The sequence below is a fragment of the Nitrosomonas sp. JL21 genome, from assembly GCF_009833095.1.
In the GTDB taxonomy this organism is placed as follows: domain Bacteria; phylum Pseudomonadota; class Gammaproteobacteria; order Burkholderiales; family Nitrosomonadaceae; genus Nitrosomonas.
The window spans coordinates 13701-37204 of sequence record NZ_QRCB01000015.1; the positions used below are offsets into that span (position 1 = coordinate 13701).

The window sequence follows — 23504 nt, forward strand, 5'->3', positions numbered from 1 at the left end:
AATTTCCGTATCCTATTATTTAATAATCATAATTGGCTTTTTTATGGATTAATGTTGAATTGCGTGAACTGCTGGAGATCTCATGGCTACAACCGTCGCCGAACAATTAGTTGAAATGCTCAAGAATGCCGGAATTCGCCGCATCTATGGCGTCACCGGCGATAGCCTGAATTTCCTGAATGATGCGTTGCGCCGCGATGGTCATATCGACTGGATCCAAGTACGCCATGAGGAAGTAGGCGCCTATGCGGCCATGGCTGAAGGCGTACTGGGCGGTTTGGGTTGTTGTGCTGGCAGTTCCGGCCCCGGTCATGTTCACCTGATTAACGGGTTATATGATGCTCATCGCTGGGGCGCGCCGGTGATTGCGCTGGCTTCGACCATCACTTCCGAAGATTACGGCACGGAAAGTTTCCAATCCACCGACCTGAGAATGTTCGATGGTTGCAGTCATTACAATGAAGTTGCCATGACGCCGCCACAATTACCGCGGATGTTGCAACAAGCACTGCAGTACGCCTGGAACCGCAAGGGTGTGGGGGTGTGCGCCTTTCCGGGCGACTTGATGACCTGTAATGCCGAAGAAGACGTGGTATGGGGCGACTTATACCGGCCTCAATCTGTTCTGCACCCGGCCGAGAAAGAAATTCAGGCATTGGCTGAACTGATCAATAATTCCGATGACATCGGTATCTACGCAGGCGTCGGCTGTGCTGACGCCCGCACCGAAGTGATCGAATTGGCCCACGTTCTCAAAGCACCGATGGCTTATACGCTCAAAGCTAAAATGGCATTGGAATGCGACAATCCGTATGCAGTAGGCTTGACCGGACTGCTGGGCAGCAAAGCCGGTGCCCGCGCCATTACCGGCGGCAAACTGTTACTGATGCTGGGTAGCGATTTTCCATGGAAGGAGTTTCTCCACAGTTCTGCCAAAATAGTACAGATCGACAGCAAACCCGAACGGCTTGGGCGCAGAGTGGCATTGCACATGGGTTTATGTGGCGACATCGGCCCGACGATCAGAATGTTGCTGCCGTTGCTTCATCCTAAAACCAATGAGCACTTCTTGAACGCTTGCCGAGAGGATTATGCTGATGTGGAGCGTGATTATCGCGTCCATGCGGCCGATCCCGGCGAAGAAAATTTGATCCAGCCTGAATTTGTAGCTGGCGTGATTGATCGCATCGCCGATGATGACGCGATCTTTACCGCAGATACTGGCATGAGCACAGTATGGGCGGCGCGTTATCTGCATGGCAGCAGCAAGCGTACGCTGATGGGGAGTTTCTCGCATGGATCGATGGCCAATGCGATGCCGCAATCCATTGGCGCGGCATTGCATTCCCCGCATCGCCAGATTATCGCTTTTTGCGGCGACGGCGGGCTTTCCATGCTGCTGGGAGATCTGATGACCATTGCTCAATACCGGCTGCCGATAAAACTTATCGTCTTCAATAATCGCAGCCTCGGCATGGTCGAACTGGAAATGCAAGTGGCCGGCTTGCCCGATTGGCAAACCAGAATGATTAACCCCAATTTTGCGATGGTAGCAGAAGCATGTGGTATACGTGGCTATTCCATTACTCAACCCGCCGCATTGGAAAAGGCAGTGAAGGAAGCTCTGCTATATGACGGACCTGTACTGATGAATATCTTCACCAATCCACATGTACCCACGCTCCCTCCTCACACATCGGTCGGCGTGATGTCCCGTTACATCCAGTCCCAGGCAAAACTGGCGCTCGGGGGGCGAATGGACGAAGTGTGGGAAGCATTCAGAACCAATATCAAATATATCCGCGACTTATGAAGCAATGATCACGCAATATCGTCGTTGAATTTCTATTGAAAGATGACATCTTTCCCATCATCTTGCAGATCCAATTAAATTTTTTTGGTGCCGACACCAAGAATCGAACTCGGGACCTTCTGATTACAAATCAGCTGCTCTACCATCTGAGCTATGCCGGCAATGGCTGCATATCAACTAACTATATTTATTTGATGATACGCAAAGTGGGTTTTTTTAGGTTTTTTTCGCGAGAAGTCATTGACTCAATCAATTCAGCTTCTTGTTGATCACCTAACGAAGTGTTGTGTGCATCATTTTCTTGATGCTCGACTGGAAATGTCAAACCTTGATTCACTTCACGAGCGAAAATCCCCTTGATTGCGTAGATAGGAATTTCCAATTTTCGTGGAATACCATTAAAGCGCGCCATAAAGCTTATCTGATGATTATTCATCATAAGCTCATGAGCTGCCTGGAGGCCAATATTAAAAACGATCTCGTCATTATTAACATATTGCGCCGGCATATCAAGGCTCGGATAAACAACAACCGAAATATGCGGGGTCAAGTCATTATCCATGCACCACTCATATATGGCACGAATCAAATAGGGTTTAGTGGAGCTATTCATTTTCGCATGACTTTTTCAGAGGCTGACAGCGCAGCAATGAAAGGAGGACGGCTAAACAGGCTCTCTGAATACTTTAATAATGGCGCAGCCTGTTTGGGCAAGCGAATCTCATAGTGCTCAAGGCGCCACAGTAATGGCGCGATGGCAACATCAAGCATCGAAAATTCATCTCCAAGCATGAATTTCTGTTTCTCAAAAACTGGAGAAATAATCGTTAGATGATCAGTAATTACGGCCCTGGCTTTCTCCATCGCTTTTTGGTCCGCTCCCTCAAACGCGCTGATATGAAAAAATAATTCCTGTTCGAACCGATACAGTAATAGCCGCGCACGCGCGCGCATCACTGGATCGGCAGGCATGAGTTGAGGATGCGGAAAGCGATCATCGATATATTCATTGATGATATTCGATTCATAGAGCACCAGATCGCGTTCCACCAACACAGGCGCTTTTCCATACGGACTGATGACTGCCAGATCTTCTGATTTATTATTGGGATCAACATCAATTACCTGGAAATCCATATCTTTTTCGTGCAACACAATCCTACAACGATGACTGTATGGACAGGTAATTGTTGAATATAACGTCATCATAACTTCTAATCTCTGACCTACTTTTACTTATCGTTTAAAAAATTGATTCTAATGAATATCTTTCCAATATTCTTTTTTCAAGAGATAAGCAAGTCCTAAGAAACCAAACAGAAAAATCATTACTTCGATCCCCAGTTTTTTTCGTTCATTAGCGTGAGGCTCGCCGAGGTAGACTAAATAGTTTACCAAATCGCCGACAAACTTATCATAATCCGCCTTAGTCAATTGACCCGGCTGATCCAGGACCAAGCTTTTTTGATCGCCTTTCTCCGATGTTTTAACCACTAGCTTTTGGTTTCCTTGTAATTCATATAGAACGTGCGGCATAGCAGCGCGATCGAACACCAGATTATTCCAGCCGGTTCCGGTCGCGTCATCACGATAGAATGCTCGTAAATAGGTATACAGCCAATCTGCGCCACGAGAGCGAGCAATCACTGATAAATCCGGCGGCACTACCCCGAACCATTCTTCACCTTCTTTCTTACGCATGGCTGACTGCATCAGGTCACCGACTTTTTGCCCGGTGAAAACCAGTTTCTCAAGAATCTCTTCATTCGTATAACCGATATCACGATGACGGTTATAACGCATATAGCTCGCACCATGGCACGTTAAACAGTAATTAACGAAGGTTTCGGCGCCACGCTTCAGCGACGCGTCATCGGTAATATCAACTGGGGCTCGATCCAACGGCATGCCTGGCTCACTAGCAATCACACTGAATGAAGCCGTGCTCAATAAGATTAATAATGCTATCGTTATTTTCTTCATTTTTTACTCTTTTAGTCTTTTTGGCTCAGGTTTCGTTTTGTCTATTTTGCTATACCAAGGCATCAAGATAAAGAAAGCAAAATAGATGACTGTAAAGATTTGCGCTAACAAGGTATACAGCGGGGTCGGCGATTTAGTCCCCAACCACCCGAGCACAAAAAAGCTGATCACAAAAAGTGTCAAGGCTATTTTAAATAAGGGTCCTTTATAGCGTATCGACTTAACCGGACTCCTGTCCAACCAAGGTAAAAAACAGAAAATGACAACTGAGCCAGCCATCAGTATAACGCCCCACAATTTCGCGTCGATTCCCAGAAAATTCACTGTTACTGCCCTCAGCATCGAGTAGTAAGGAGTGAAATACCAAACAGGCGCAATATGATCTGGAGTCTGCAACGTATTAGCTGGGATGAAATTATTATATTCAAGGAAATACCCGCCCATTTCAGGCGCGAAGAAAATAATTCCACAAAACACCATCAGAAAGACAACGACACCAACAATATCCTTCACCGTGTAATAGGGATGAAAAGGAATACCATCAACCGGTATGCCAGTGGATGGATTTTTGTTTTCTTTAATTTCGATGCCGTCAGGATTATTTGAGCCCGTTTCGTGTAAGGCCAGAATGTGCACAAACACCAACACGAGTAAAATAAGAGGCAAGGTCACGACATGATAAGCAAAGAAGCGATTCAGAGCAGCGTCGGAAAGAGTGAAGTCACCCAATAGCCACTGCTGTAATATTTCACCGACGCTTGGAATGGCGCCAAACATACTGACAATCACTTGCGCCCCCCAGTAAGACATTTGTCCCCAAGGTAAAATATAGCCAGTAAATGCCAAGCTCATCAACACGAAAAATATACACATTCCCACCAGCCACAGAAGCTCACGCGGTTTCCGATAAGAACCGTACATCATTCCACGGAACATGTGCAGATAAACAACGACAAAAAACATGGATGCGCCGGTCGAATGCATGTAGCGAATCAACCATCCATAATCTACATCACGCATGATATATTCAACGGATGCAAAGGCTTGGCTCGCATCCGGTTTGTAGTTCATGGTCAGAAAAATACCGGTCAACAATTGATTGACCAATACCAGTAAAGCTAAAGAACCGAAAAAATACCAGAAGTTGAAATTTTTTGGCGCATAGTATTCGGAAAGGTGTGCTTTCCAGTTGGATGTTAATGGAAATCGCTTATCGATCCATCCAATCATTGAATTAAATAAGTTACTCATTTACGCAGATCCCTCGCTTTCAGATCCAATTAAAAGACGGTTATCACTCAAATATACATGAGGAGGCACAACCAAATTGGTTGGAGCCGGCACATGTTTATACACACGCCCAGCCAGATCAAACTTTGACCCATGACATGGACAGAAAAAACCACCTAACCAATCGGGACCCAAATCTGCCGGAGCCACGTCTTTTCTAAATACCGGCGAGCAACCTAAATGAGTGCACACCCCCTCTGTAACAAAAATTTCTGGTTTGATTGAACGGGTGCGATTTTTGGCATAGTCCGGCTGCTGTTTTTTTTCAGAAGTGGGGTCCGCAAGATCGCCTTCCACCTTCTCAAGACTCGCCAGCATGTCAGGAGTGCGATTCAGAACCCACACCACTCTTCCACGCCATTCAACCATTAATAGCATGCCCGGTTCAAGTTTCGAAATGTCGACCTCTACTGGCGCACCGGCTGCTTTTGCACGCTCGCTAGGCATCATACTCAATAAAAAAGGCGTTGCAATCGCAACGCCTGCAATTCCCCCTGCTACTGAAGTCGCAGCGACTAAAAACTTCCTTCTGCCACTCATCTCATCATCAATGCTGAAACTATCTGCCATATTCAACTATTCCATCAGTAATTTTTTATGAAAATTTAAACCTACAACGATAATTTACTTTATTCTCAATGAATTCCGCTCAAAATTCTGAAAAAACTTATGATTTTTTTGAAGCGCGCAGTATAACATAACCATTCTGTGATTATTGAGAATAACAAAAAGTATTTTTGTAGCTTTATTATTTTTATGACTTACCTTCTCAATAATTTATTGAGAAGTCAACGATTTTATCCTTACTTCATATCGCAACACATTTAAGCAAGCACCGATTGAGCGATGTGTAGCGACCATTGCCAAGAATTATTTAATCTTGCCATGGCATTGCTTATATTTTTTGCCCGATCCGCAGGGGCAGGGTTGATTACGCCCCACTTTATCGCTGTGGCGCACGAACGGCTGCGGTACTCTACCAGCCGTATCATCACCCGCATCCTCTTCTTCCATTACATCCTGATAATCAGCATGATGAAACTGCACATTCTCAGGCGCCTTCATGGTTTCCGTAACCGCCTCGACCTGTTGCTCACTTTGAATTTGAACCGTCAGCAATATCTTGGTGACTTCATTCTTGATTTCTTCAAGCATCGTGGTGAACAACTCAAAAGCTTCACGTTTATATTCCTGTTTAGGATTCTTCTGAGCATAACCCCGCAAATGAATACCTTGGCGCAGATGATCCAATGCCGCCAAATGTTCTCTCCAGTGTGAATCCAAGCTTTGCAGCATCACTGCCCGCTCATAATGATGCATCACTTCTGCGCCCACAGTGTTCACCTTAGTCTGATAGTGCTCATTAGCCTGATCCAAGATGCGCTGAAACAAATTTTCCTCATGCAATTCAGGATCCTCTTTCAACCAGTGCTCAATGGGAAAATGCAACTGGTATTCCGAAGCTAGCGTTTTCTCCAAACCAGCCACATCCCATTGCTCTTCGACACTTCCTGGCGGGATGAATTGACCGAATACGCTATCCAGAACGCTTTCGCGGATGGCAATGATGGTTTCGGAAATATCCTGTTCCGCCTCCAATAATTCATTGCGCTGCTGGTAAATAACATTTCGCTGATCATTGGCGACATCATCGTATTCCAGCAATTGCTTCCGCATATCGAAATTTCTTGCTTCCACTTTTCGTTGGGCATTTTCAATAGCTCGAGTCACCCAGGGATGTTCAATGGCTTCTCCCTCGGGCATTTTAAGGCGCGTCATGATATTGGCCACGCGATCCGATGCAAAGATCCGCAGCAATGGATCTTCCAGCGACAGATAGAATCGGCTGGAACCAGGATCGCCTTGCCTTCCGGAACGTCCACGCAATTGATTATCTACTCTGCGCGATTCATGCCGTTCAGTTCCGATGATATGCAATCCACCCTTGTTGAGAACCTCTTCATGGGTAATTTTCCATTGCTGATTCAAATTTTCTATGCTTTTTTCCTTAGCTTCTTCACTCAGCTTTTCGTCATGCCGGATGCGTTCAATTTCCGGCTCCGGATTTCCTCCCAGGACAATGTCGGTTCCGCGACCAGCCATGTTGGTTGCGATAGTGATCATCTTAGGCCGTCCAGCTTGTGCAACAATGCTCGCTTCACCCGCATGCTGTTTCGCATTCAAAACCTGATGCGGCAACTTTTCCCGCTCCAGCAGTTTGGAAAGCAGCTCATTATTTTCAATCGACGTGGTGCCTACCAGCACCGGTTGGCCACGCTCATAGCATTCCTTGATACCTTCGATGATCGCGTTATTTTTTTCCTTCGTAGTTCGAAACACCAGATCCATGCGATCTTCACGGATCATGGGCCGGTGAGTAGGAATAATGACGGTTTCAAGGCCATAGATCTGCTGAAACTCGGCAGCTTCGGTATCGGCCGTACCCGTCATACCGGATAATTTCTGATACATACGAAAATAGTTCTGGAACGTAATCGAAGCGAGTGTCTGATTTTCCTTCTGAATAGGCACACCTTCTTTCGCCTCGACAGCTTGATGCAATCCATCGGACCAACGGCGACCAGCCATTAACCGACCAGTAAACTCGTCAACGATGACGACTTCACCATTTTGGACGACATAATGCTGATCCAGAAAATAAAGACTATGAGCGCGCAAGCCGGCATTCAAATGATGAATCAGATTAATGTGCGCAGGATCATACAAACTGGCTCCCGCCTTTAATAAACCAGCTTTATCAAGCAATTCTTCGGCATGTTCAAAGCCGGCTTCACTCATGGTGACTTGATGCGTCTTTTCATCCACGCTGTAATCACCTGGACCATCCTCAGTCTCTTGTCGAATCAATTTAGGAATCAGGGTATTGATACGAACATAAATCTCGGTATCACCTTCCGCCTGACCGGAAATAATCAAAGGTGTCCGTGCTTCATCAATCAGGATCGAGTCGACTTCATCGACGATGGCAAAATTGAGCACGCGTTGCGCGCGCTCGAGCGGATGCGTCACCATGTTGTCACGCAAGTAATCAAAGCCATACTCGTTATTAGTGCCGTATGTAATGTCTGCAGCATACGCGGCTTGCTTGTCATTATGAGGCATCTGCGCATAAATGACCCCGACGCTCATGCCAAGAAATTGATAAATTTTTCCCATCCACTCAGCATCGCGCTTTGCCAAGTAGTCATTTACAGTCACAATATGCACGCCTTTGCCGGATAAAGCATTCAGATAGGCCGGCAACGTCGCCATGAGCGTTTTACCCTCGCCGGTTCGCATCTCGGCAATTTTTCCTTCATGCAATACCATGCCGCCGATGAGTTGCACATCAAAATGACGCATCTCCAGAACGCGCTTGCCCACTTCACGTACAACGGCGAATGCTTCAGGCAGGATGGCACTGAGTTCTTCTCCAGCTTGGACGCGTTGCTTGAATTCATCTGTTTTGGCCCGTAACTCAGTATCCGATAGATCAGCCATCGTAGATTCCAAGTCATTAATGACGCGGACGGTTTGAGAATACTGCTTGACTAATCGGTCATTACGGCTACCAAAGATTTTTTTAAATAAATTACTAAGCATAAAGTCCTAAGATTCTGTTTAAACAATAGCTATGGCTGGGGAGAGATTTTACCGCGTCCACATCAATATCAACAATGGCTTAAATTCAATGATCCTATCCGCTAGCATCAAACACTGTTGATCAAGCGCTCGCAACACCTGATCATGAGCAAAACTTCTATATTGTAAAGGAAAATGCGTTGAATCGGACTCAACATGCTTTTTCCTTCGATCTCATTCTAAGCATGCCAACTCCAATTTTGCCTTTCTGATCACGCCGCTCGTTAACTTCGAAGAGCGTCTAACCTTGGATTTAATGTGTCTTTTTCAAGAATCTGGATGGATTCAATGACTTATCTTTGTGCCTGATTTCAAAATGCAGATGCGGTCCGGTAGAGCGTCCGGTATTACCTACTTCAGCTATTTTCTGTCCCTGCAGTACCACCTGCCCAAGCTCCACCAAACGCTTTGAGGCGTGTGCATAACGACTTATCAACTCATCCCCATGATCGATCTCGATCATATTACCATATTCAGGATGGCGATCCGAAAAGACCACGATACCACCGGCAGATGCTTTAATCGGTGTCCCGATTTCCGCGGAAAAATCGACGCCTTCATGGAATGCGCGCTTCCCGGTAAAAGGATCGAGCCGATAACCATAACCGGAAGAATACCAATCCGTCTCGATAGGCATTTCCGACGGCAAAACATATTTGCTCAACCGATCGTGGCGCAATAGTGAATCGAGGGCACTGAGCTTGTCCATTCTCTCCTCCAATACGTCGGATAATTCATGCAATTTATGACTGAACTCAGCAAAAGTCAGTGCTTCGGAAGAAAAGGCACTATGCGCCCCTCCCTGTCCCGGTAATTCATTAAAGAGAAGATCGCGGGATTCGATGCCGGTAGATTCCGCCAGACGCTCACCCAGGGCATCCAAACGTAACAGGTGCGCCTGCATCTGGCCCAATTTACTGGCCATGATATTTAGATTGTCTTGCAGATGGGTTTGGATCTTTTGGTGCCTTTCTTCCTGAGGATTCACCAGCAAGGCTCGTAGAAAGGGATCCTGGATCCGGTCCGCATAGCGTAGCGAAACAAAATTCAAGCTCAACGCGAACATCAGAACGATGAGTAGAAAAACACCTATGAATAAGGTAATGTGCTTTCCAGTTAAAGAGATTTTTCGTGCACGTTCTGATTTATTTGAAATAAAAATAATATTCATAGTTAGTATTCCTGGATAATTTTGTAATACCCATGACCTCTTATAAAGTGAATTCTTATCTAAAACGTCTTGAGAAAACGCCTGAATATGAAAATGTGTTCTCTCTGGCTCACCAATTACATTCGAATCAATTATTATTTTCCCAGTTAGTTCCAGCCCATTTAGCGCCGCACTGCACGGTGGGACGAATCACGCAGGGTAAATTGACGGTAATGGCCGAAAATGGAGCTATAGCACATAAGCTCAAGCAGATTTCTCCATCGTTGTTGCTCAAGCTGCAGGAATTAGGTTGGGAAGTTACTGCAATTCAATTTTTGGTGCAAGCATATCAGATGAACCAAAGCGCAAAACGACTGCCGCAGGAAAAACCGACCAAGGTGAAATTAAGTCAAACCGGTAAAGAGTGTCTGCGTCAGTTAGCAGCCACATTACCCAATTCCGAATTCAAAGATTCCATTACCTCTTTTCTAAAAAAGCACCAGGATTGAAACAGTTCCTTGAGCTTAAAAACGCGAGGCTCATCATCAAACTTTGGTCGGGATAACATCGAGCGCTGGGTTCTTGTTCGCCACGAGACAGCGAAATACTTAATCAACCGGCAGCGACGCACCCGCGCTCCCCATGATTGACAATCCGATAAAGCCCTTCTTCTCCGTCATTGTCATATTACTAATGTATCAGAATCTTTTTAATTTCAATGAATCGTATTGATCACTTCAGAATTTCTGGCACTATTGATAGTCTCGATTGTCTACTCGTTTTTTATCTTCACCAGACGTCTCGTATATAATGCAAAATTGTTGATCAGGTTGATAGGTACAAAACACATCGTTTCTGAATAGTATCTTAAACCTTACATTTTCAAATCATGACTCATGCTCTCTCTATACAGCAACTTCGGATTAACTATCCAACCCTATCTATAAAAACCATCCTATGAATGTTTTTTATGAAGAAGCTGGATCTTTCAAGGTGGGCAGCATCCTAACCGACAACACTACCTCCCTGCAGATAGAAGCAGTGCACGGCAAGCGGTCAAAAATCAAGACGTCATCAGTGCTATTTCGGTTTGATACCCCCCCCCTGGCTGAGTTCATGGGCCAGGTGCAAAAAGTGATCGATGAGCTGGATCCAAATTTCTTATGGGAATGCTGCGCGCAGAATACTGAATTTGCCAGCGATGAACTCGCTGCCGATTATTTCGGCCATAAACCGACTGCAATCGAAGCCGCCGCCATTCTACTGTTGCTGCAAAACGCGCCGATTTATTTTTACAAAAAAGGTCTGGGCCGATATAAGGCAGCGCCTCCTGATGCGCTCAAGGCCGCGCTGGCTGGACAGGAAAAGAAACGCTTACAGGCAGAGCAACAATCCCGCTATATCGCACAATTGAATGAATTCCTTTTGCCCGAAGAATTTAAACCACTGATCGGCCATTTGCTTTATAAGCCCGAGAAGAATTCTATTGAATGGAAAGCGCTTGAAACCGTCTGTTCAGAAAAAAAGCTCACTGTCGTCAAACTGATGGAGAAATGTGGTGCCATCCCTTCTACGCACGATTTTCATTTCAATCAATTCATATGGGAGCATTTTCCTGAGGGCACCGGGTTCAAAGGCTTGGAATCGTCACCCACCTTTGCAAATTTACCTGATCTACCCACTTCAGACGTGATCGCCTTCAGCATCGATGATGCTTCCACCACTGAAATCGATGATGCTTTTTCCGTTACCCCGTTATCACTGGGAAGTTTTCGTATTGGGATTCATATTGCCGCCCCAGCATTGGGCATTGAACCGGAATCGGCGCTGGACAAAATAGCCGCGGCGCGCCTTTCCACTGTCTATCTGCCAGGCAACAAAATAACCATGCTGCCTGACAGCATCATCAACCACTTCACCTTGACCGAAAACCGATTACAACCGGCCCTGTCCCTTTATCTTGACGTAGCCGATGATTTCACCGTGATCAAATGCGAAAGCCGCATCGAAAAAATCAGAGTCGCTACCAATTTGCGCAATAATTTGCTTGAACAGCATTTCAACGACCTCACATTAAACAAAGGCGACTTCGAGCACACTTACAGCAACGAATTGAGTCTATTATGGAAATTTGCCTGCAAAATGGAAGCTCAGCGCGGCAAGACCAATGATAACAATGACAAGATTGACTATAATTTTGAGATTAAGGACGATCGTGTAACGATTAGCGAACGCCGTCGCGGATCACCCATTGATAAAGTGGTGTCGGAACTCATGATTTATGTGAACACCGAATGGGGCAAACAACTCACGGAAGCAAGCATTACCGGGATTTTTCGCAGCCAGTCGAACGGTAAGGTCAAGATGAGCACTTCACCCGCTCCTCACCAGGGATTGGGTGTTTCACAGTACACCTGGAGCAGTTCACCAATGAGGCGTTACGTCGATCTCATCAATCAGCGGCAAATCATCGCGTTATTGACAAAGGAAGCGCCTCCTTACCAAAAGGATAGTCACAGCCTCTTGGTCGCCATGCGCGATTTTGACGCAGCATATAATATTTATGGTGAATTTCAACGAGCGATGGAGCGGTACTGGTGCTTGCGCTGGTTGCTCCAAGAAAACATTCAGATCACGAATGCTCAGGTCATCAAAGAAAATATGGTGAAACTGGATCGCATCCCGCTGACGACACGCGTGCCATCATTACCCGATCTGGCACCAGGCAGCTATGTTAAATTGAAAATATCCGAAATCGATCTTTTGGACCGGCACTTGCATGCAGAATTTCTGCAAAAAAATGAACCCTGAGGCAATTCTGGAAAACCTTGAAAAAAGCTGCCAGCAACAAACGGGGAAGCGAAAGCGGATGTGCATGAGCAATTCATGAATGATCAATGGGCAGGTTGAGCCTGATTTCAATGTAGCCTGACTGAGTATGGTAGTTTTCCAGAATTTTATAACGCGGCCTGATCCCTATTATTGACAATCATATGACAAGAAAATAGTTGTTGCCTACAATACGGACTTTGCACTTCCAGGTACAACTTAATTTTTAAGGTTTGATTTTTGGCTGTGACTATTCCTATACACGATACTTCTTCGCTACTGGCCCGTAGTTATCAATTTGCTCAAACCAATCGCCTAACCATGGCGATGTCGATCTCGTTATTGATTCATGTGATCGTCCTATGGGGAGTAACGTTTCAGTTCCCACAGCCCAAGCTCGATAAAATCGCCACCTCGCTCGAAGTCGTATTGGTCAACAACAAAACTCCCACTAAACCCACCAAAACTGACTTGCTTGCACCCGATAATCTGGATGGGGGTGGAAATACCAATGATAACCGCCGCGCCAAAACTCCCTTTCCGGTATTACCCAAAAGTAAGCCGCTGTCGAAAGAGGCGGTCACGGAACAGAAAGTCAAGCAATTAGAGCAAGAAGCCAAAAAACTCATGACGGCTGTCAAGGATGCCAAGCCCATCGAGCAACCCAGCACACAGCAACAAGAAACTGAAAATAAAGAACCCAACACTGAAACCAGCGATCTGTTACTGCGCAGTTTGGATATTGCCCGGTTGAGAGCCCAGATCGATCAGGATCATGATACTTATCAGAAACGCCCTAAAAGAAAATTTGTCGGTGCACGTACCAAGGAATACCGTTTTGCACGTTACGTTGAAGACTGGCGCATGAAAGTGGAGCGCATCGGCAATTTGAATTATCCCGAAGCCGCCAGAAAGGGCAAACTCTATGGAAATTTGCAGCTCACGGTCAGCATTCGCGCCGATGGTGGTCTCGAATCCATTGAGATCAACCGTTCATCGGGCGAAAAGATTCTCGACCAGGCAGCCATTAATATTGTAAAGCTAGCCGGTCAGAATGGTTTTGCACCATTTCCACCGGATATCCGTCAAGACACCGATATTCTGCATATTACCCGCACTTGGATATTTGCACCTTCCGACATGCTATTGAGCCAATAACCCTCTCTACTCATTCCGCCACCTCCTGATTCTAAACCGATGACTGATCGATATGCCGTGATCGGCAATCCTATTTCGCACAGCAAATCACCGCTCATCCATGCCGCGTTTGCACGCCAGACCCATCAAGCGATGCAATATGATGCGCTTCTGTCCCCGCTCGACGGTTTCCAAGCCATAACGCGCCATTTTCAAGAACACGGCGGCAAAGGCTTGAACGTTACAGTGCCTTTCAAACTGGAGGCTCATCAACTCGCCACGCGCCTGACCGACCGCGCCGCCAACGCTCAGGCTGTCAACACCCTCAAATTCGAGCAAGAAGAAATACTGGGGGATAACACGGATGGTGCCGGCTTGGTTCGCGACATCGAATGCAATCTCGGAGTACCTCTCATTAACAAGCGTATTCTGTTGATGGGGGCGGGAGGAGCTGCACGCGGCGTAATCTTACCCATCCTGCTGCAACAACCTTTGCTACTCACCATTACGAACCGAACCCCTGAAAAAGCACGCGCTCTGAAACAGCAATTCAGTCCGCATGGCGATCTTATGGCCAGTGATTATGGGATGCTTCGCGATCGGCAGTTCGACATCATCATCAATGCCACTTCGGCAAGTTTGAACGATGCGCTGCCGGAATTGTTTCCCGGTCTGTTTGAACGCACGATGCTTGTCTACGATATGATGTACGGCTCTGAACTCACCCGTTTTCTGAGATACGCTCAGCAACATGGTGCGCCGCGGTTGGCTGACGGCCTTGGCATGTTGGTCGAGCAAGCGGCTGAATCTTTCTTCGTGTGGCGGGGCATCCGGCCTGAGACGCAACCGGTCATTGCCATGCTGAAATCCTCCAATTAAACCCCACCAACCGACCGTAACCAAACTCATCAAGTATTCTTGCTCGAACGTTGATTCATGTCACTGCCACCACTTTCGGCAACAAGATACATTAAATCACGTTAATTCACTGCGCATTTATCCCGCCGTTGCAGGATCCTGGTATATTACCGGGGCGTCGATCTCGGGGTCATCAATCGGCATATTGCGGCGTCTGAAACGTCAACATTAATCCACTTGCCATCGTTAAAACAAGATGATTGAAGACAATACCAATAATGACACTGAAAATGCCCCGATGCCGCTGGAGCAGGCGACGTATCTGTTGCGGAAATATAAACTCGTCGAAGGTCTCGTCAATTTACAGGATGCCAGCGATCAGCCGCTAACCGAGTCTTCGGTGCAAGCCCGCAATTTATCTGAACTTCAATATTTTCTGGAACAACTCCATCCCGCGGATATCGCTCATATACTCGAAGCTCTGCCATTGGATGACCGGCTATTGATCTGGAGCATGGTCAAAGCCGAACAAGATGGCGAGGTACTGCTAGAAACGTCCGACGCCGTTCGTGCTACCTTGATCACCGACATGGGTAGCCAAGAACTGGTGGCCGCGACCGAATTTCTCGATACCGATGAGATTGCAGATCTTGCGCCCGACTTGCCGCAGGAAGTCATGGATGATGTTTTCCGGTCATTACCGATCACGGAACGCGAACAGCTTCGCGCCGCCATGTCATATCCGGAAGATTCCGTCGGCGCATTGATGGATTTTGATGTCATCACGATCCGCGAAGATGTCCGATTGGAAGTGGTATTACGTTATTTGCGCCGCTTGGAAGAAATGCCCGATCATACCGATCAATTATTCGTCGTGGACAGAAATGAGCTTCTAAAGGGCGTGTTGTTGATCAACAAATTATTGGTGAGTGATCCGGATACGCTAGTGGCCGACGTAATGACCAAAGAAATGATCAAGCTCCATCCGGATGATGTCGCGCATCAGGCAGCCAATGCTTTTGAACGCTACGATTTGGTTTCTGCATCGGTGGTGGGCGAAAACGACAAATTACTGGGTCGCGTCAGCGTCGATACCGTCATCGATTTCATTCGTGCCAAAGCGGAGAATGAAGCATTGAATTTAGCTGGCCTGAGCGAAGAAGAGGATCTGTTCGCGCCGGTGCTGAAAAGCGTCAAGAATCGCTGGATGTGGTTGGCGATCAATTTGGTGACCGCCTTCATTGCTTCCCGCGTAATTGGCTTTTTTGAAGATTCTATTGAACAACTCGTGGCATTGGCTGCCTTGATGCCGATCATTGCCGGCATCGGAGGTAATTCGGGTAACCAAACCCTCACGATGATCGTTCGCGCATTAGCTCTGGATCAAATCAATACCAGCAGCGCTTGGAAATTGATCATCAAGGAAGTCGGCGTCAGCATCGTCAACGGCTTATTATGGGGGGCCGTCGTCGGACTGTTCACCTTTGCCATCTACCAGAACGCCGAACTCGGCTTAGTAATGACTCTGGCAATGATACTTAATTTGCTGCTGGCTGCGTTATTGGGCGTATTGATTCCACTCACGTTGCGTAAAATGAATCGCGATCCGGCGCTGGGATCAAGTGTGATGATCACTGCGGTCACAGATAGCGGCGGTTTTTTTATTTTTTTGGGTCTGGCTACGTTGTTTTTATTGTGAATCAGCGCAATTCAATCAGGAGATACTTCTCCAAACAAAAAAGCCCGGAGAAATAATTACTTCATTCTCCAGGCGAACGCATTATGAATCAATGCAAGCATCTTCTTATAGTTATTCGTAGTTTAATACCTCACCAGCATTTACCGGTCGACTTTGCCCCACTTAAACCGAAAATTTAACCATTTTCGTGCGGCGCAATTGATAACTTATCATCAACAAACCGGCCAATAGCATTGCATATGTTTCTGGCTCTGGCACGGCGCTGATGTTGGTGAATACGAAAGCCTCATCATCGTAATCAAAATCACCACCGCGAATTAAATCTTCGAATCCCACATAAGTGCCGGCAGGAATGTTATTTTCCACATCCCCTCCAAATGAAGTGGAAAACACATGATTTACCTGATCCGAATTCAATGAATGGTCTGAAGACCATGTTCTTCCGGTTGTCAGCACATTCAATTGAAAGGTGATGACATCACCTTGATTGACAAATCCAAGATTAAGGAAATCGCCGACCTGTGAACTATGATTGTGAAAAACACCCTCTGATGTCTCCGGGGTGGCTACACCATTGACCAGCATCGTCAGTGTGTTCGCATACGCAGCCGTTGCGCCATGAAAATAGGCATTGATTTGTCCAGTCGACGTTGCTGTGAACGAATAGGAATCTGAATTCTGGCTTCCAAAATTTGAATAAGTCACTGCCGCAGCCCTGGCACTAAAGGCCGATAAAATACTGAGTCCCAAAATGCTCATCAGCGTGATCGATCGTATAAAATTCCTCATCATACTGCTCCTAATATATTGTCCAGATATCAAAAAAATAACTTAATCATCAGTCACATAAGATTGGTGTATGCTACACACCCACACTTTGCATTCATAGAGAAAGGTGTCATTAAATCAGTATGATGATCGCACTAGACAAAGCAGGAGACTCTCCCTAACTGTGATAGGATGATTGCTTTCGGTTGATTCAGGATATATGTCCTAAAAATTAGTTTTACTCATTGATATACTGATTAGAATCGCTCGGATGAGCTTGACAGAAATACCGTTGCAATGAGATATGTGTCATGTGCTTTATGAGCCAACAATCAGCAATCATTATTGATGGATCATGCAGAATGCTTAATTTTGCTCACACACATGAATCAATTAATCGATGTAAAGCTTGAATATGTATGAATAGTGTAGACAACCAAATCTCATTCAACCCGGCAACCATAGTCCGTATCCTCGCCGCCATCGCCCTACTTCTGTTAGTCGCAAACATGGGTGGGCAATTGTTGAGATTTTCGTTTGGGGAAGATGATGCTTATCTGAGAAAACTGATCCTCCTTTTTCACTTCGATCATGAAGGCAATATTCCTACGTATTTCTCGTTACTGTTGATACTCTTCGTAGCGACACTCTTGGCACTTATTGCTGAATTGAATCGAAAACAAATGCATCCTCATGTTTCCAAATGGATGACTCTGTCAATGGGATTCCTATACATTGCGTTTGATGAAGCTTTTCAAATTCATGAAAAACTGATCTGGCCGTTTCAAAGCTTGATCGGCGAGGACAATCTCGGGGTTTTTTATTTTGCTTGGGTTATTCCCGCCACCTTCATTGTGATCATGTTGGGCTTATTCTTTTTAAAATTTTTGCTCTACCTTTCTTTCACCGAAAGAAGCAGATTTTTGATAGCAGCGGCAATTTACCTTGGAGGTGCCCTTGGAATGGAGCTCATTGGAGGACGTCACGTAGAGTTATATGGAGAAGAAAACTGGGGTTACAGCCTGATCACAACCCTCGAAGAGGGTTTCGAGATTTCAGGCCTTATTTTTTTCATTTGGGCGCTTCTGAAATATTGTGAAGAGCATTTTTCCAGCGTGCAATTCCACTTTAAAACATAACGATCCTAACGGATAATCGTTCAACTTACATCAGTCAAAATGAAAAAAATGACTGAAATTAAATAGCTTTCTTAAATTCTTATCTTGACCACACGACACGCTACAAAAAGACGATACCGCTGCCTTTAATCCTTCATCTATCTGAATTCAAATAATCAGCCTTATCGCAAGCTGTTCCGGTAGCTTACACATTAATTTCATATCTATCTAACTCAACATGCACTACCAATTTTTCGCCACCACACCGAAAGCACTCGAAGGTATTCTTGCCAATGAAATTGAGCTGCTCGGAGGAAGAAATGTGCGGCAGAAGCTGGCCGGAGTGTCTTTCCAGGGCGACTTGGAAATCGCATATACCACCTGCTTATGGTCACGCGTCGCCAGCCGCATTTTATTATTACTCGGCAGTTTTGAAGTCAAATCCCAGCAGGACCTCTATGCCGGTATTCAACGCATCAATTGGTTTGAGCATTTGAATCCGAGCGACAGCTTGGCGGTATCCTTCAGCAGTAAGAACAATCCAGCGATCAACAACAGCCATTTCGGGGCGCAACGAGTGAAAGACGCCATCGTCGATCAAATGCGCACCAGATACAATGAACGCCCAAGCGTCGATACCGAGCATCCCAGCATTCGTATCAATGTTCATCTTCAGGATGACACCGCTCAATTGAGCCTGGATTTATCCGGAGAGAGTTCGCACCGGCGGGGCTATCGCGACACCAACATCGTTGCCCCCATCAAAGAAAATCTCGCCGCTGCCATTTTGTTGCGCGCCGGTTGGCCAGATATCGCAAAGCAAGGCGGTTCTCTGCTTGATCCCATGTGCGGCTCAGGCACTCTATTGATCGAAGGCGCATTCATTGCCGGCGATATTGCACCCGGCTTGCAACGCGATTATTTCGGATTCCTAGGATGGAAACAGCATAATGCCAAGCTCTGGCAAACTATTTTCGAGCAAGCTCAGCAGCGCCGGACCATCGGTTTGCGCGCATTACCCGTCATTGTCGGCTTTGATCAGGATCGGCATACCGTGACAGCAGCATTGCAACACATCGAAAATGCGGGGTTGACAGGAAAAATACACATCGAAAAACGGGATATCGCCAGCGCATCTTCTGCTGAGAGTTGGTCCAAAGGCCTGATCGCCTGTAACCCACCCTATGGTGAACGCTTGGGCGATGAAGAACAGGTCGCTCTCCTGTATCGGAGATTTGGCGAAACACTGAAGCAACGCTTCATGGGCTGGCAAGCAGCCATGATCATCGGCAACCCTGAACTGGGCTTTAAACTGGGCATCCGTTCACAACGGCCGATCACGCTATTCAATGGTTCCTTGGAATGCAAGCTATTGCGTTTCAACATCGAAGAAAATGCGTTCTTCGAACCGAAAACTCACTCCCAGCAGGAACGTATCGAGCACATCCAGCGCCGCGCCCATGCCGAGCAATCCGATCAACAGGCTGATATGTTCGCCAATCGTTTACGGAAGAATATCAAAAGGCTGGCCAAGTGGATCAAACAACATCACGTGCACTGCTATCGACTCTATGATGCAGATTTACCAGAATACGCAGTGGCAGTGGATGTCTATCACGGTGACCAGACCTGGGTAAATGTCCAGGAATATGAACCTCCCAAAACCATTGATCCAGCTAAAGCCAATCAGCGGCTCGCCGCAGCGATGGCTGTTTTACCGCAGGTACTGGACGTCCCCACCAAGAACATTTATTTGAAAATACGCCGCAAGCAAAAAAATACGGATCAATATGAAAAACAGGGCGATTCACGCCACTTCCATATTATTGAGGAAAACGGATGCAAATTCTGGGTAAACTTTGAGGATTACTTGGATACCGGTTTGTTTCTTGATCACCGCCCGCTTCGCCTGTTGATCCAGCAACAAGCGAAAGACAAGCGTTTCCTGAATTTATTTGCTTACACCGGCAGCGCTACAATACATGCAGTAAATGGTGGCGCCATTTCCAGTGTCACTATCGACATGTCCAATACCTATCTTGCTTGGGCACAAAGAAATTTCGTCCTTAACGGCATTCGGGGGAATCACACGCTGGTTCGCGCTAACTGTCTGGAATGGCTTAGCCATCAAGCCCATGCCCATCAAAAAGCACAATTCGATTTAATTTTTCTTGATCCACCGACTTTTTCAAATTCAAAAAAAATGGATGAAGCCTTTGATATTCAAACAGAGCATGTAGCATTGATCCGCGACACCATGGCTCTGCTGTCATCAGAAGGGATTCTGTACTTCTCAACCAATTTTCGCCGTTTCAAAATGAATCATGAAGCATTAAGCAAGTACTGCATCGAAGATATCAGCAAAAAAATGATTCCCGAGGATTTTGCACGCAATGACAGGATTCATTATTGCTGGAAGTTTACTCACTGAAGAATGGATTATAGTTAAAAAAACCCAAAAACTACTGAATCTAGTACGTTGCAGAGAGATGAATGCTCAGTTCCTTGGTGGTGTTGCATTGTTCTCTGACTCTCAATATTCATTGACAATCTTATGAACAGCCCTTTTTCATTTAAGCCAACACCACCATCAACATTTCATGCCTCATCACAAAAACTGAGCACTACGTGACGCTATCGCCGCCAGCAACTACGACATATTTGGCTTTTTAGAACCGCGGATGAAGGTATCTATCAGATAGCTCAAATATAGCGTAAGAATAATATCGGACATTACCCAGCCCATCATCGACTCTGGCATCTCAAAGACCAATATGATGTTATAAAAGATCATGCCAAAAATCATAATTAAAATGATCATAATTTGATGATTTTTCATAATAAAATCCTTTATACAAATATTAAGTTGACAGATAAATATAAAAAAAGTAAATCATAACTTCACAAAAAGTTCACATATTATTCACAATAATTTTATATTTGTCTAGATTTGATTAATATAAAAAGCTTTGAGATGATCAAATCGCACTATCTGGCAATAATCAGGTAGAAAAATTTTTATTTGAATTCTCAAACTGCTCAAGACATATCTGGGAATGAGTCATTATGATTTTTTTTGGATACAGGAATATTCAGAACAGAGCAGGATTAGTAGATTATTTCGGCTTAAACCGACTGTTTGAAGAATGATAATGTTCATTGCCTAGAAGTGTGGCATAGCTGCCCCGGCCTGTTCGGTTTTTCATGTGACCGATCACAGGCTCAATGGCGCTTCGTCGGCGTATGTCGCGTACGGTCTTCTTGACACTACGGTTTTGAGCGTTTTTCTCTGTCACCATCGTTCCTTTTTGAGAGTTACGATGAACCATAATACTCTCTTACGCAATCACATCATTTTGTCCAACTGACGCTGACGGGATACACTGTTGGTTGATCTGGCGAGATCTCTACCAATAGATTACACCGTTTTCTTCTCCTGCCATGCACCTAAAATAATCATAGCTCCGCAATACGGGAGACGCCAATGGCGATGGTTTTGACGCATATTATAAATAACCATCAATAATCCCTTCTATTCATTGAAATTAACTTCTAATTTCCCTGATAAGGTTTTCAAATATAGCGCTTAATCTTCTGTAACTGAAAATCCAGCAATTTGTGGTTATCTCTTCTTTCACTCTGCAAAGTGTGGTGAATTGATGAGATTTTAAGGAGTCAAAAATTGATTATTTCTCAAAAATTATTCGAAATTAGAAACGTAGTAGTAACTGTTGTTTCACAAGCCCTTCAGATATTGAGAAATAATAATTCCAATCGAGCAGCAAGTTTTATCCAAAAAATTCGCATTTTTCGTAACTTATATCTCAGCGGAAAATTTTCAACGCAATTTGTTGCGCTCGCTCTAATTATTTTTGTATCACCACTTCTCGGTGGAGCAAAGCATGCGTTTGGATCTTCATTTCCCATAGTAACCAACTCCGTGAAATGGCATCCAGGTCATTACTACACAATTCTGAATTATGGAAAGAATTCATCTCGGTATTTGTCTCAAATATATGAAGAGTTGAAAAGAACGCCCGCGTTACGCGGAATACAAGTGAACTATCGATGGGCAGAATTGGAGCAAGCAGAAGATGAATATGATTTTTCGTCTATCGCTCAACGGTTATCTGAACTCTCTTCGATGAAGAAACGCTTGGTGATTTTAATAGATACCAAAACATCATTGGATTCTGATGAGGAAATCGCACCGAAGTACCTGAAAACACAGAAGTATGCAGGTGGCGAGTTTAAGATTGGTTATCCCGACAGAAACGGCAGGAATATCAAATTGTGGAACTCAGCAGTGCGTGATCGGTTGAGCGCTCTCATAGCAGCATTAGGGAAACGATTTAATTCTGATGCTTACTTTGAAGGAATAGGATTATCAGACACTTCCATAAGTAAAGCGTATATACCTTTAACTCAGATACAACGAGAGGATTATTACGCCAACTTGCTCCACGTGCAGCAGCAGATGCGAAATTATTTTCCGAATACTTTAACTTTTCAGTTCACATCTTACCCACGTTTAATGTTGAAAACATTTATTGAAAGTTTAAGCGAAAGGGGTGCGGGGCTTGGAGCTCCCAGTGTTTCAGTGCAAATTCCAGGAATACTCCCGCCTAGATATCCGTTTGATGTCTATAATTATTTCCCCAAATATTCACAGAAAATACCACTTTTAGTGTCGGTAAAGTATGCTAATTATGAAAATGCTGGATCAGATTCTTGGAATTATCAGCTTACTGTGCCTGAGCTTTTATCTTATGCTAGAGATAATTTGAGAACGAATTATATTTTTTGGACACGGCATCCAGAATATTTTCCGCAAGTGTTGGAATTATTAAATTTTATTGCTCAACGTAGTAATCCATCAGGTGGGTTGCACTCAGCTTGTCCTAGCGCATATTCCTCATGTACTAATTGAATAATTCCTCGACCGGTGAGAAGTTACTCATAATTGTTGGGGAAGAAGGGTCTTATAGATTCCCTGAGGAATACATTTAAAGCGAATGCTTCGATAAATCTCCAAATAGGCTGGCCGAGGCTAGACTTCATCAAAATGGGTAAATGGCAGAACGTGATCTAATGAGTGATGTATGTATCATGCGATGGTGGTATGGAATACACAGCAAGCACGGCGGGTATAAGCGAAATGTGTTTCCACACTAATATGCAAGTCGGGAGAATATGATTAATTATCCAAGAGCACCC

The 23504-nt window shown here is 45.2% G+C and carries 17 protein-coding genes and 1 tRNA gene; 9 read left to right on the forward strand and 9 right to left on the reverse strand.

Translation table 11 applies throughout. The annotated features are described in order from the left end of the window. The first annotated feature begins 82 nt into the window (after positions 1-82). Positions 83-1813 carry a thiamine pyrophosphate-dependent enzyme gene (locus ABF87_RS05435; RefSeq protein ID WP_160828125.1) on the forward strand — a complete coding sequence of 577 codons (1731 nt, stop codon included), beginning with the start codon at positions 83-85 and terminating at the stop codon, positions 1811-1813. Positions 1814-1898: 85 nt separating this feature from the next. Here the strand turns inward: ABF87_RS05435 and ABF87_RS05440 are convergent. The 8 genes from ABF87_RS05440 to ABF87_RS05475 all read right to left on the reverse strand — a co-directional run bounded on the left by ABF87_RS05440 (position 1899) and on the right by ABF87_RS05475 (position 9899). Next, positions 1899-1974, reverse strand: a tRNA-Thr gene (locus ABF87_RS05440). Between the two features lie 26 nt (positions 1975-2000). After that, on the reverse strand, positions 2001-2426 hold the full coding sequence (locus ABF87_RS05445; RefSeq protein ID WP_160828126.1) for a ClpXP protease specificity-enhancing factor: 426 nt from the start codon (positions 2424-2426) through the stop codon (positions 2001-2003). Then, positions 2423-3022, reverse strand: a complete 600-nt coding sequence (locus tag ABF87_RS05450) for a glutathione S-transferase N-terminal domain-containing protein (RefSeq protein WP_160828127.1) — start codon at positions 3020-3022, stop codon at positions 2423-2425. The genes ABF87_RS05445 and ABF87_RS05450 overlap by 4 nt, the downstream gene beginning before the upstream one ends. A gap of 48 nt (positions 3023-3070) precedes the next feature. Further along, positions 3071-3796: a cytochrome c1 gene (locus ABF87_RS05455; protein ID WP_160828128.1), complete on the reverse strand. Its 726-nt coding sequence runs from the start codon at positions 3794-3796 to the stop codon at positions 3071-3073. A gap of 3 nt (positions 3797-3799) precedes the next feature. After that, on the reverse strand, positions 3800-5047 hold the full coding sequence (locus tag ABF87_RS05460) for a cytochrome b N-terminal domain-containing protein (protein WP_160828129.1): 1248 nt from the start codon (positions 5045-5047) through the stop codon (positions 3800-3802). After that, positions 5048-5656 (reverse strand): ubiquinol-cytochrome c reductase iron-sulfur subunit, encoded by a 609-nt coding sequence (gene petA / locus ABF87_RS05465; RefSeq protein WP_160828130.1) that lies wholly within the window; start codon positions 5654-5656, stop codon positions 5048-5050. It abuts the gene before it with no gap. 300 nt (positions 5657-5956) lie between these two features. Beyond that, positions 5957-8689: a preprotein translocase subunit SecA gene (gene secA, locus ABF87_RS05470; protein ID WP_160828131.1), complete on the reverse strand. Its 2733-nt coding sequence runs from the start codon at positions 8687-8689 to the stop codon at positions 5957-5959. Between the two features lie 292 nt (positions 8690-8981). Next, positions 8982-9899 carry a peptidoglycan DD-metalloendopeptidase family protein gene (locus tag ABF87_RS05475; protein ID WP_160828132.1) on the reverse strand — a complete coding sequence of 306 codons (918 nt, stop codon included), beginning with the start codon at positions 9897-9899 and terminating at the stop codon, positions 8982-8984. A 32-nt stretch (positions 9900-9931) separates the two neighbouring features. Here ABF87_RS05475 and ABF87_RS05480 point away from each other — a divergent pair, with 32 nt between their 5' ends. The 5 genes from ABF87_RS05480 to mgtE all read left to right on the forward strand — a co-directional run bounded on the left by ABF87_RS05480 (position 9932) and on the right by mgtE (position 16401). Then, positions 9932-10387 carry a DUF721 domain-containing protein gene (locus tag ABF87_RS05480; RefSeq protein ID WP_160828133.1) on the forward strand — a complete coding sequence of 152 codons (456 nt, stop codon included), beginning with the start codon at positions 9932-9934 and terminating at the stop codon, positions 10385-10387. 448 nt (positions 10388-10835) lie between these two features. Then, the gene (locus tag ABF87_RS05485) at positions 10836-12689 is read left to right on the forward strand and encodes a ribonuclease catalytic domain-containing protein (protein WP_160828134.1); all 1854 of its coding nucleotides are present in this window, start codon (positions 10836-10838) and stop codon (positions 12687-12689) included. Between the two features lie 258 nt (positions 12690-12947). Then, positions 12948-13865, forward strand: a complete 918-nt coding sequence (locus ABF87_RS05490) for a TonB family protein (RefSeq protein WP_240143539.1) — start codon at positions 12948-12950, stop codon at positions 13863-13865. Positions 13866-13904: 39 nt separating this feature from the next. Next, positions 13905-14723, forward strand: coding sequence for a shikimate dehydrogenase (gene aroE, locus ABF87_RS05495; RefSeq protein WP_160828135.1), 819 nt, complete (start codon positions 13905-13907; stop codon positions 14721-14723). Between the two features lie 235 nt (positions 14724-14958). Then, complete coding sequence (gene mgtE, locus ABF87_RS05500) at positions 14959-16401, forward strand: magnesium transporter (protein WP_160828136.1); 1443 nt, start codon at positions 14959-14961, stop codon at positions 16399-16401. Between the two features lie 162 nt (positions 16402-16563). Here mgtE and ABF87_RS05505 read toward each other — a convergent pair whose 3' ends face one another. Further along, complete coding sequence (locus ABF87_RS05505) at positions 16564-17193, reverse strand: DUF4114 domain-containing protein (protein ID WP_240143540.1); 630 nt, start codon at positions 17191-17193, stop codon at positions 16564-16566. Positions 17194-17588: 395 nt separating this feature from the next. Here ABF87_RS05505 and ABF87_RS05510 point away from each other — a divergent pair, with 395 nt between their 5' ends. The 3 genes from ABF87_RS05510 (at position 17589) to ABF87_RS05520 (ending at position 23217) form a co-directional block, all read left to right on the forward strand. After that, positions 17589-18308 carry a hypothetical protein gene (locus ABF87_RS05510; protein WP_160828137.1) on the forward strand — a complete coding sequence of 240 codons (720 nt, stop codon included), beginning with the start codon at positions 17589-17591 and terminating at the stop codon, positions 18306-18308. Between the two features lie 217 nt (positions 18309-18525). Further along, positions 18526-20718 (forward strand): bifunctional 23S rRNA (guanine(2069)-N(7))-methyltransferase RlmK/23S rRNA (guanine(2445)-N(2))-methyltransferase RlmL, encoded by a 2193-nt coding sequence (gene rlmKL / locus ABF87_RS05515; protein WP_160828138.1) that lies wholly within the window; start codon positions 18526-18528, stop codon positions 20716-20718. Between the two features lie 1251 nt (positions 20719-21969). Continuing rightward, positions 21970-23217, forward strand: coding sequence for a glycoside hydrolase (locus ABF87_RS05520; RefSeq protein WP_160828139.1), 1248 nt, complete (start codon positions 21970-21972; stop codon positions 23215-23217). The last annotated feature ends 287 nt before the right edge of the window (positions 23218-23504 follow it).

Bases quoted from the DNA above. Each gene is read 5' to 3' on its own strand.
- ABF87_RS05435 (WP_160828125.1), top strand. From the start codon at position 83: ATGGCTACAACCGTCGCCGAACAATTAGTTGAAATGCTCAAGAATGCC.
- ABF87_RS05445 (WP_160828126.1), bottom strand. From the start codon at position 2,426: ATGAATAGCTCCACTAAACCCTATTTGATTCGTGCCATATATGAGTGG.
- ABF87_RS05450 (WP_160828127.1), bottom strand. From the start codon at position 3,022: ATGATGACGTTATATTCAACAATTACCTGTCCATACAGTCATCGTTGT.
- ABF87_RS05455 (WP_160828128.1), bottom strand. From the start codon at position 3,796: ATGAAGAAAATAACGATAGCATTATTAATCTTATTGAGCACGGCTTCA.
- ABF87_RS05460 (WP_160828129.1), bottom strand. From the start codon at position 5,047: ATGAGTAACTTATTTAATTCAATGATTGGATGGATCGATAAGCGATTT.
- petA (WP_160828130.1), bottom strand. From the start codon at position 5,656: ATGGCAGATAGTTTCAGCATTGATGATGAGATGAGTGGCAGAAGGAAG.
- secA (WP_160828131.1), bottom strand. From the start codon at position 8,689: ATGCTTAGTAATTTATTTAAAAAAATCTTTGGTAGCCGTAATGACCGA.
- ABF87_RS05475 (WP_160828132.1), bottom strand. From the start codon at position 9,899: ATGAATATTATTTTTATTTCAAATAAATCAGAACGTGCACGAAAAATC.
- ABF87_RS05480 (WP_160828133.1), top strand. From the start codon at position 9,932: ATGACCTCTTATAAAGTGAATTCTTATCTAAAACGTCTTGAGAAAACG.
- ABF87_RS05485 (WP_160828134.1), top strand. From the start codon at position 10,836: ATGAATGTTTTTTATGAAGAAGCTGGATCTTTCAAGGTGGGCAGCATC.
- aroE (WP_160828135.1), top strand. From the start codon at position 13,905: ATGACTGATCGATATGCCGTGATCGGCAATCCTATTTCGCACAGCAAA.
- mgtE (WP_160828136.1), top strand. From the start codon at position 14,959: ATGATTGAAGACAATACCAATAATGACACTGAAAATGCCCCGATGCCG.
- ABF87_RS05505 (WP_240143540.1), bottom strand. From the start codon at position 17,193: ATGATGAGGAATTTTATACGATCGATCACGCTGATGAGCATTTTGGGA.
- ABF87_RS05510 (WP_160828137.1), top strand. From the start codon at position 17,589: ATGAATAGTGTAGACAACCAAATCTCATTCAACCCGGCAACCATAGTC.
- rlmKL (WP_160828138.1), top strand. From the start codon at position 18,526: ATGCACTACCAATTTTTCGCCACCACACCGAAAGCACTCGAAGGTATT.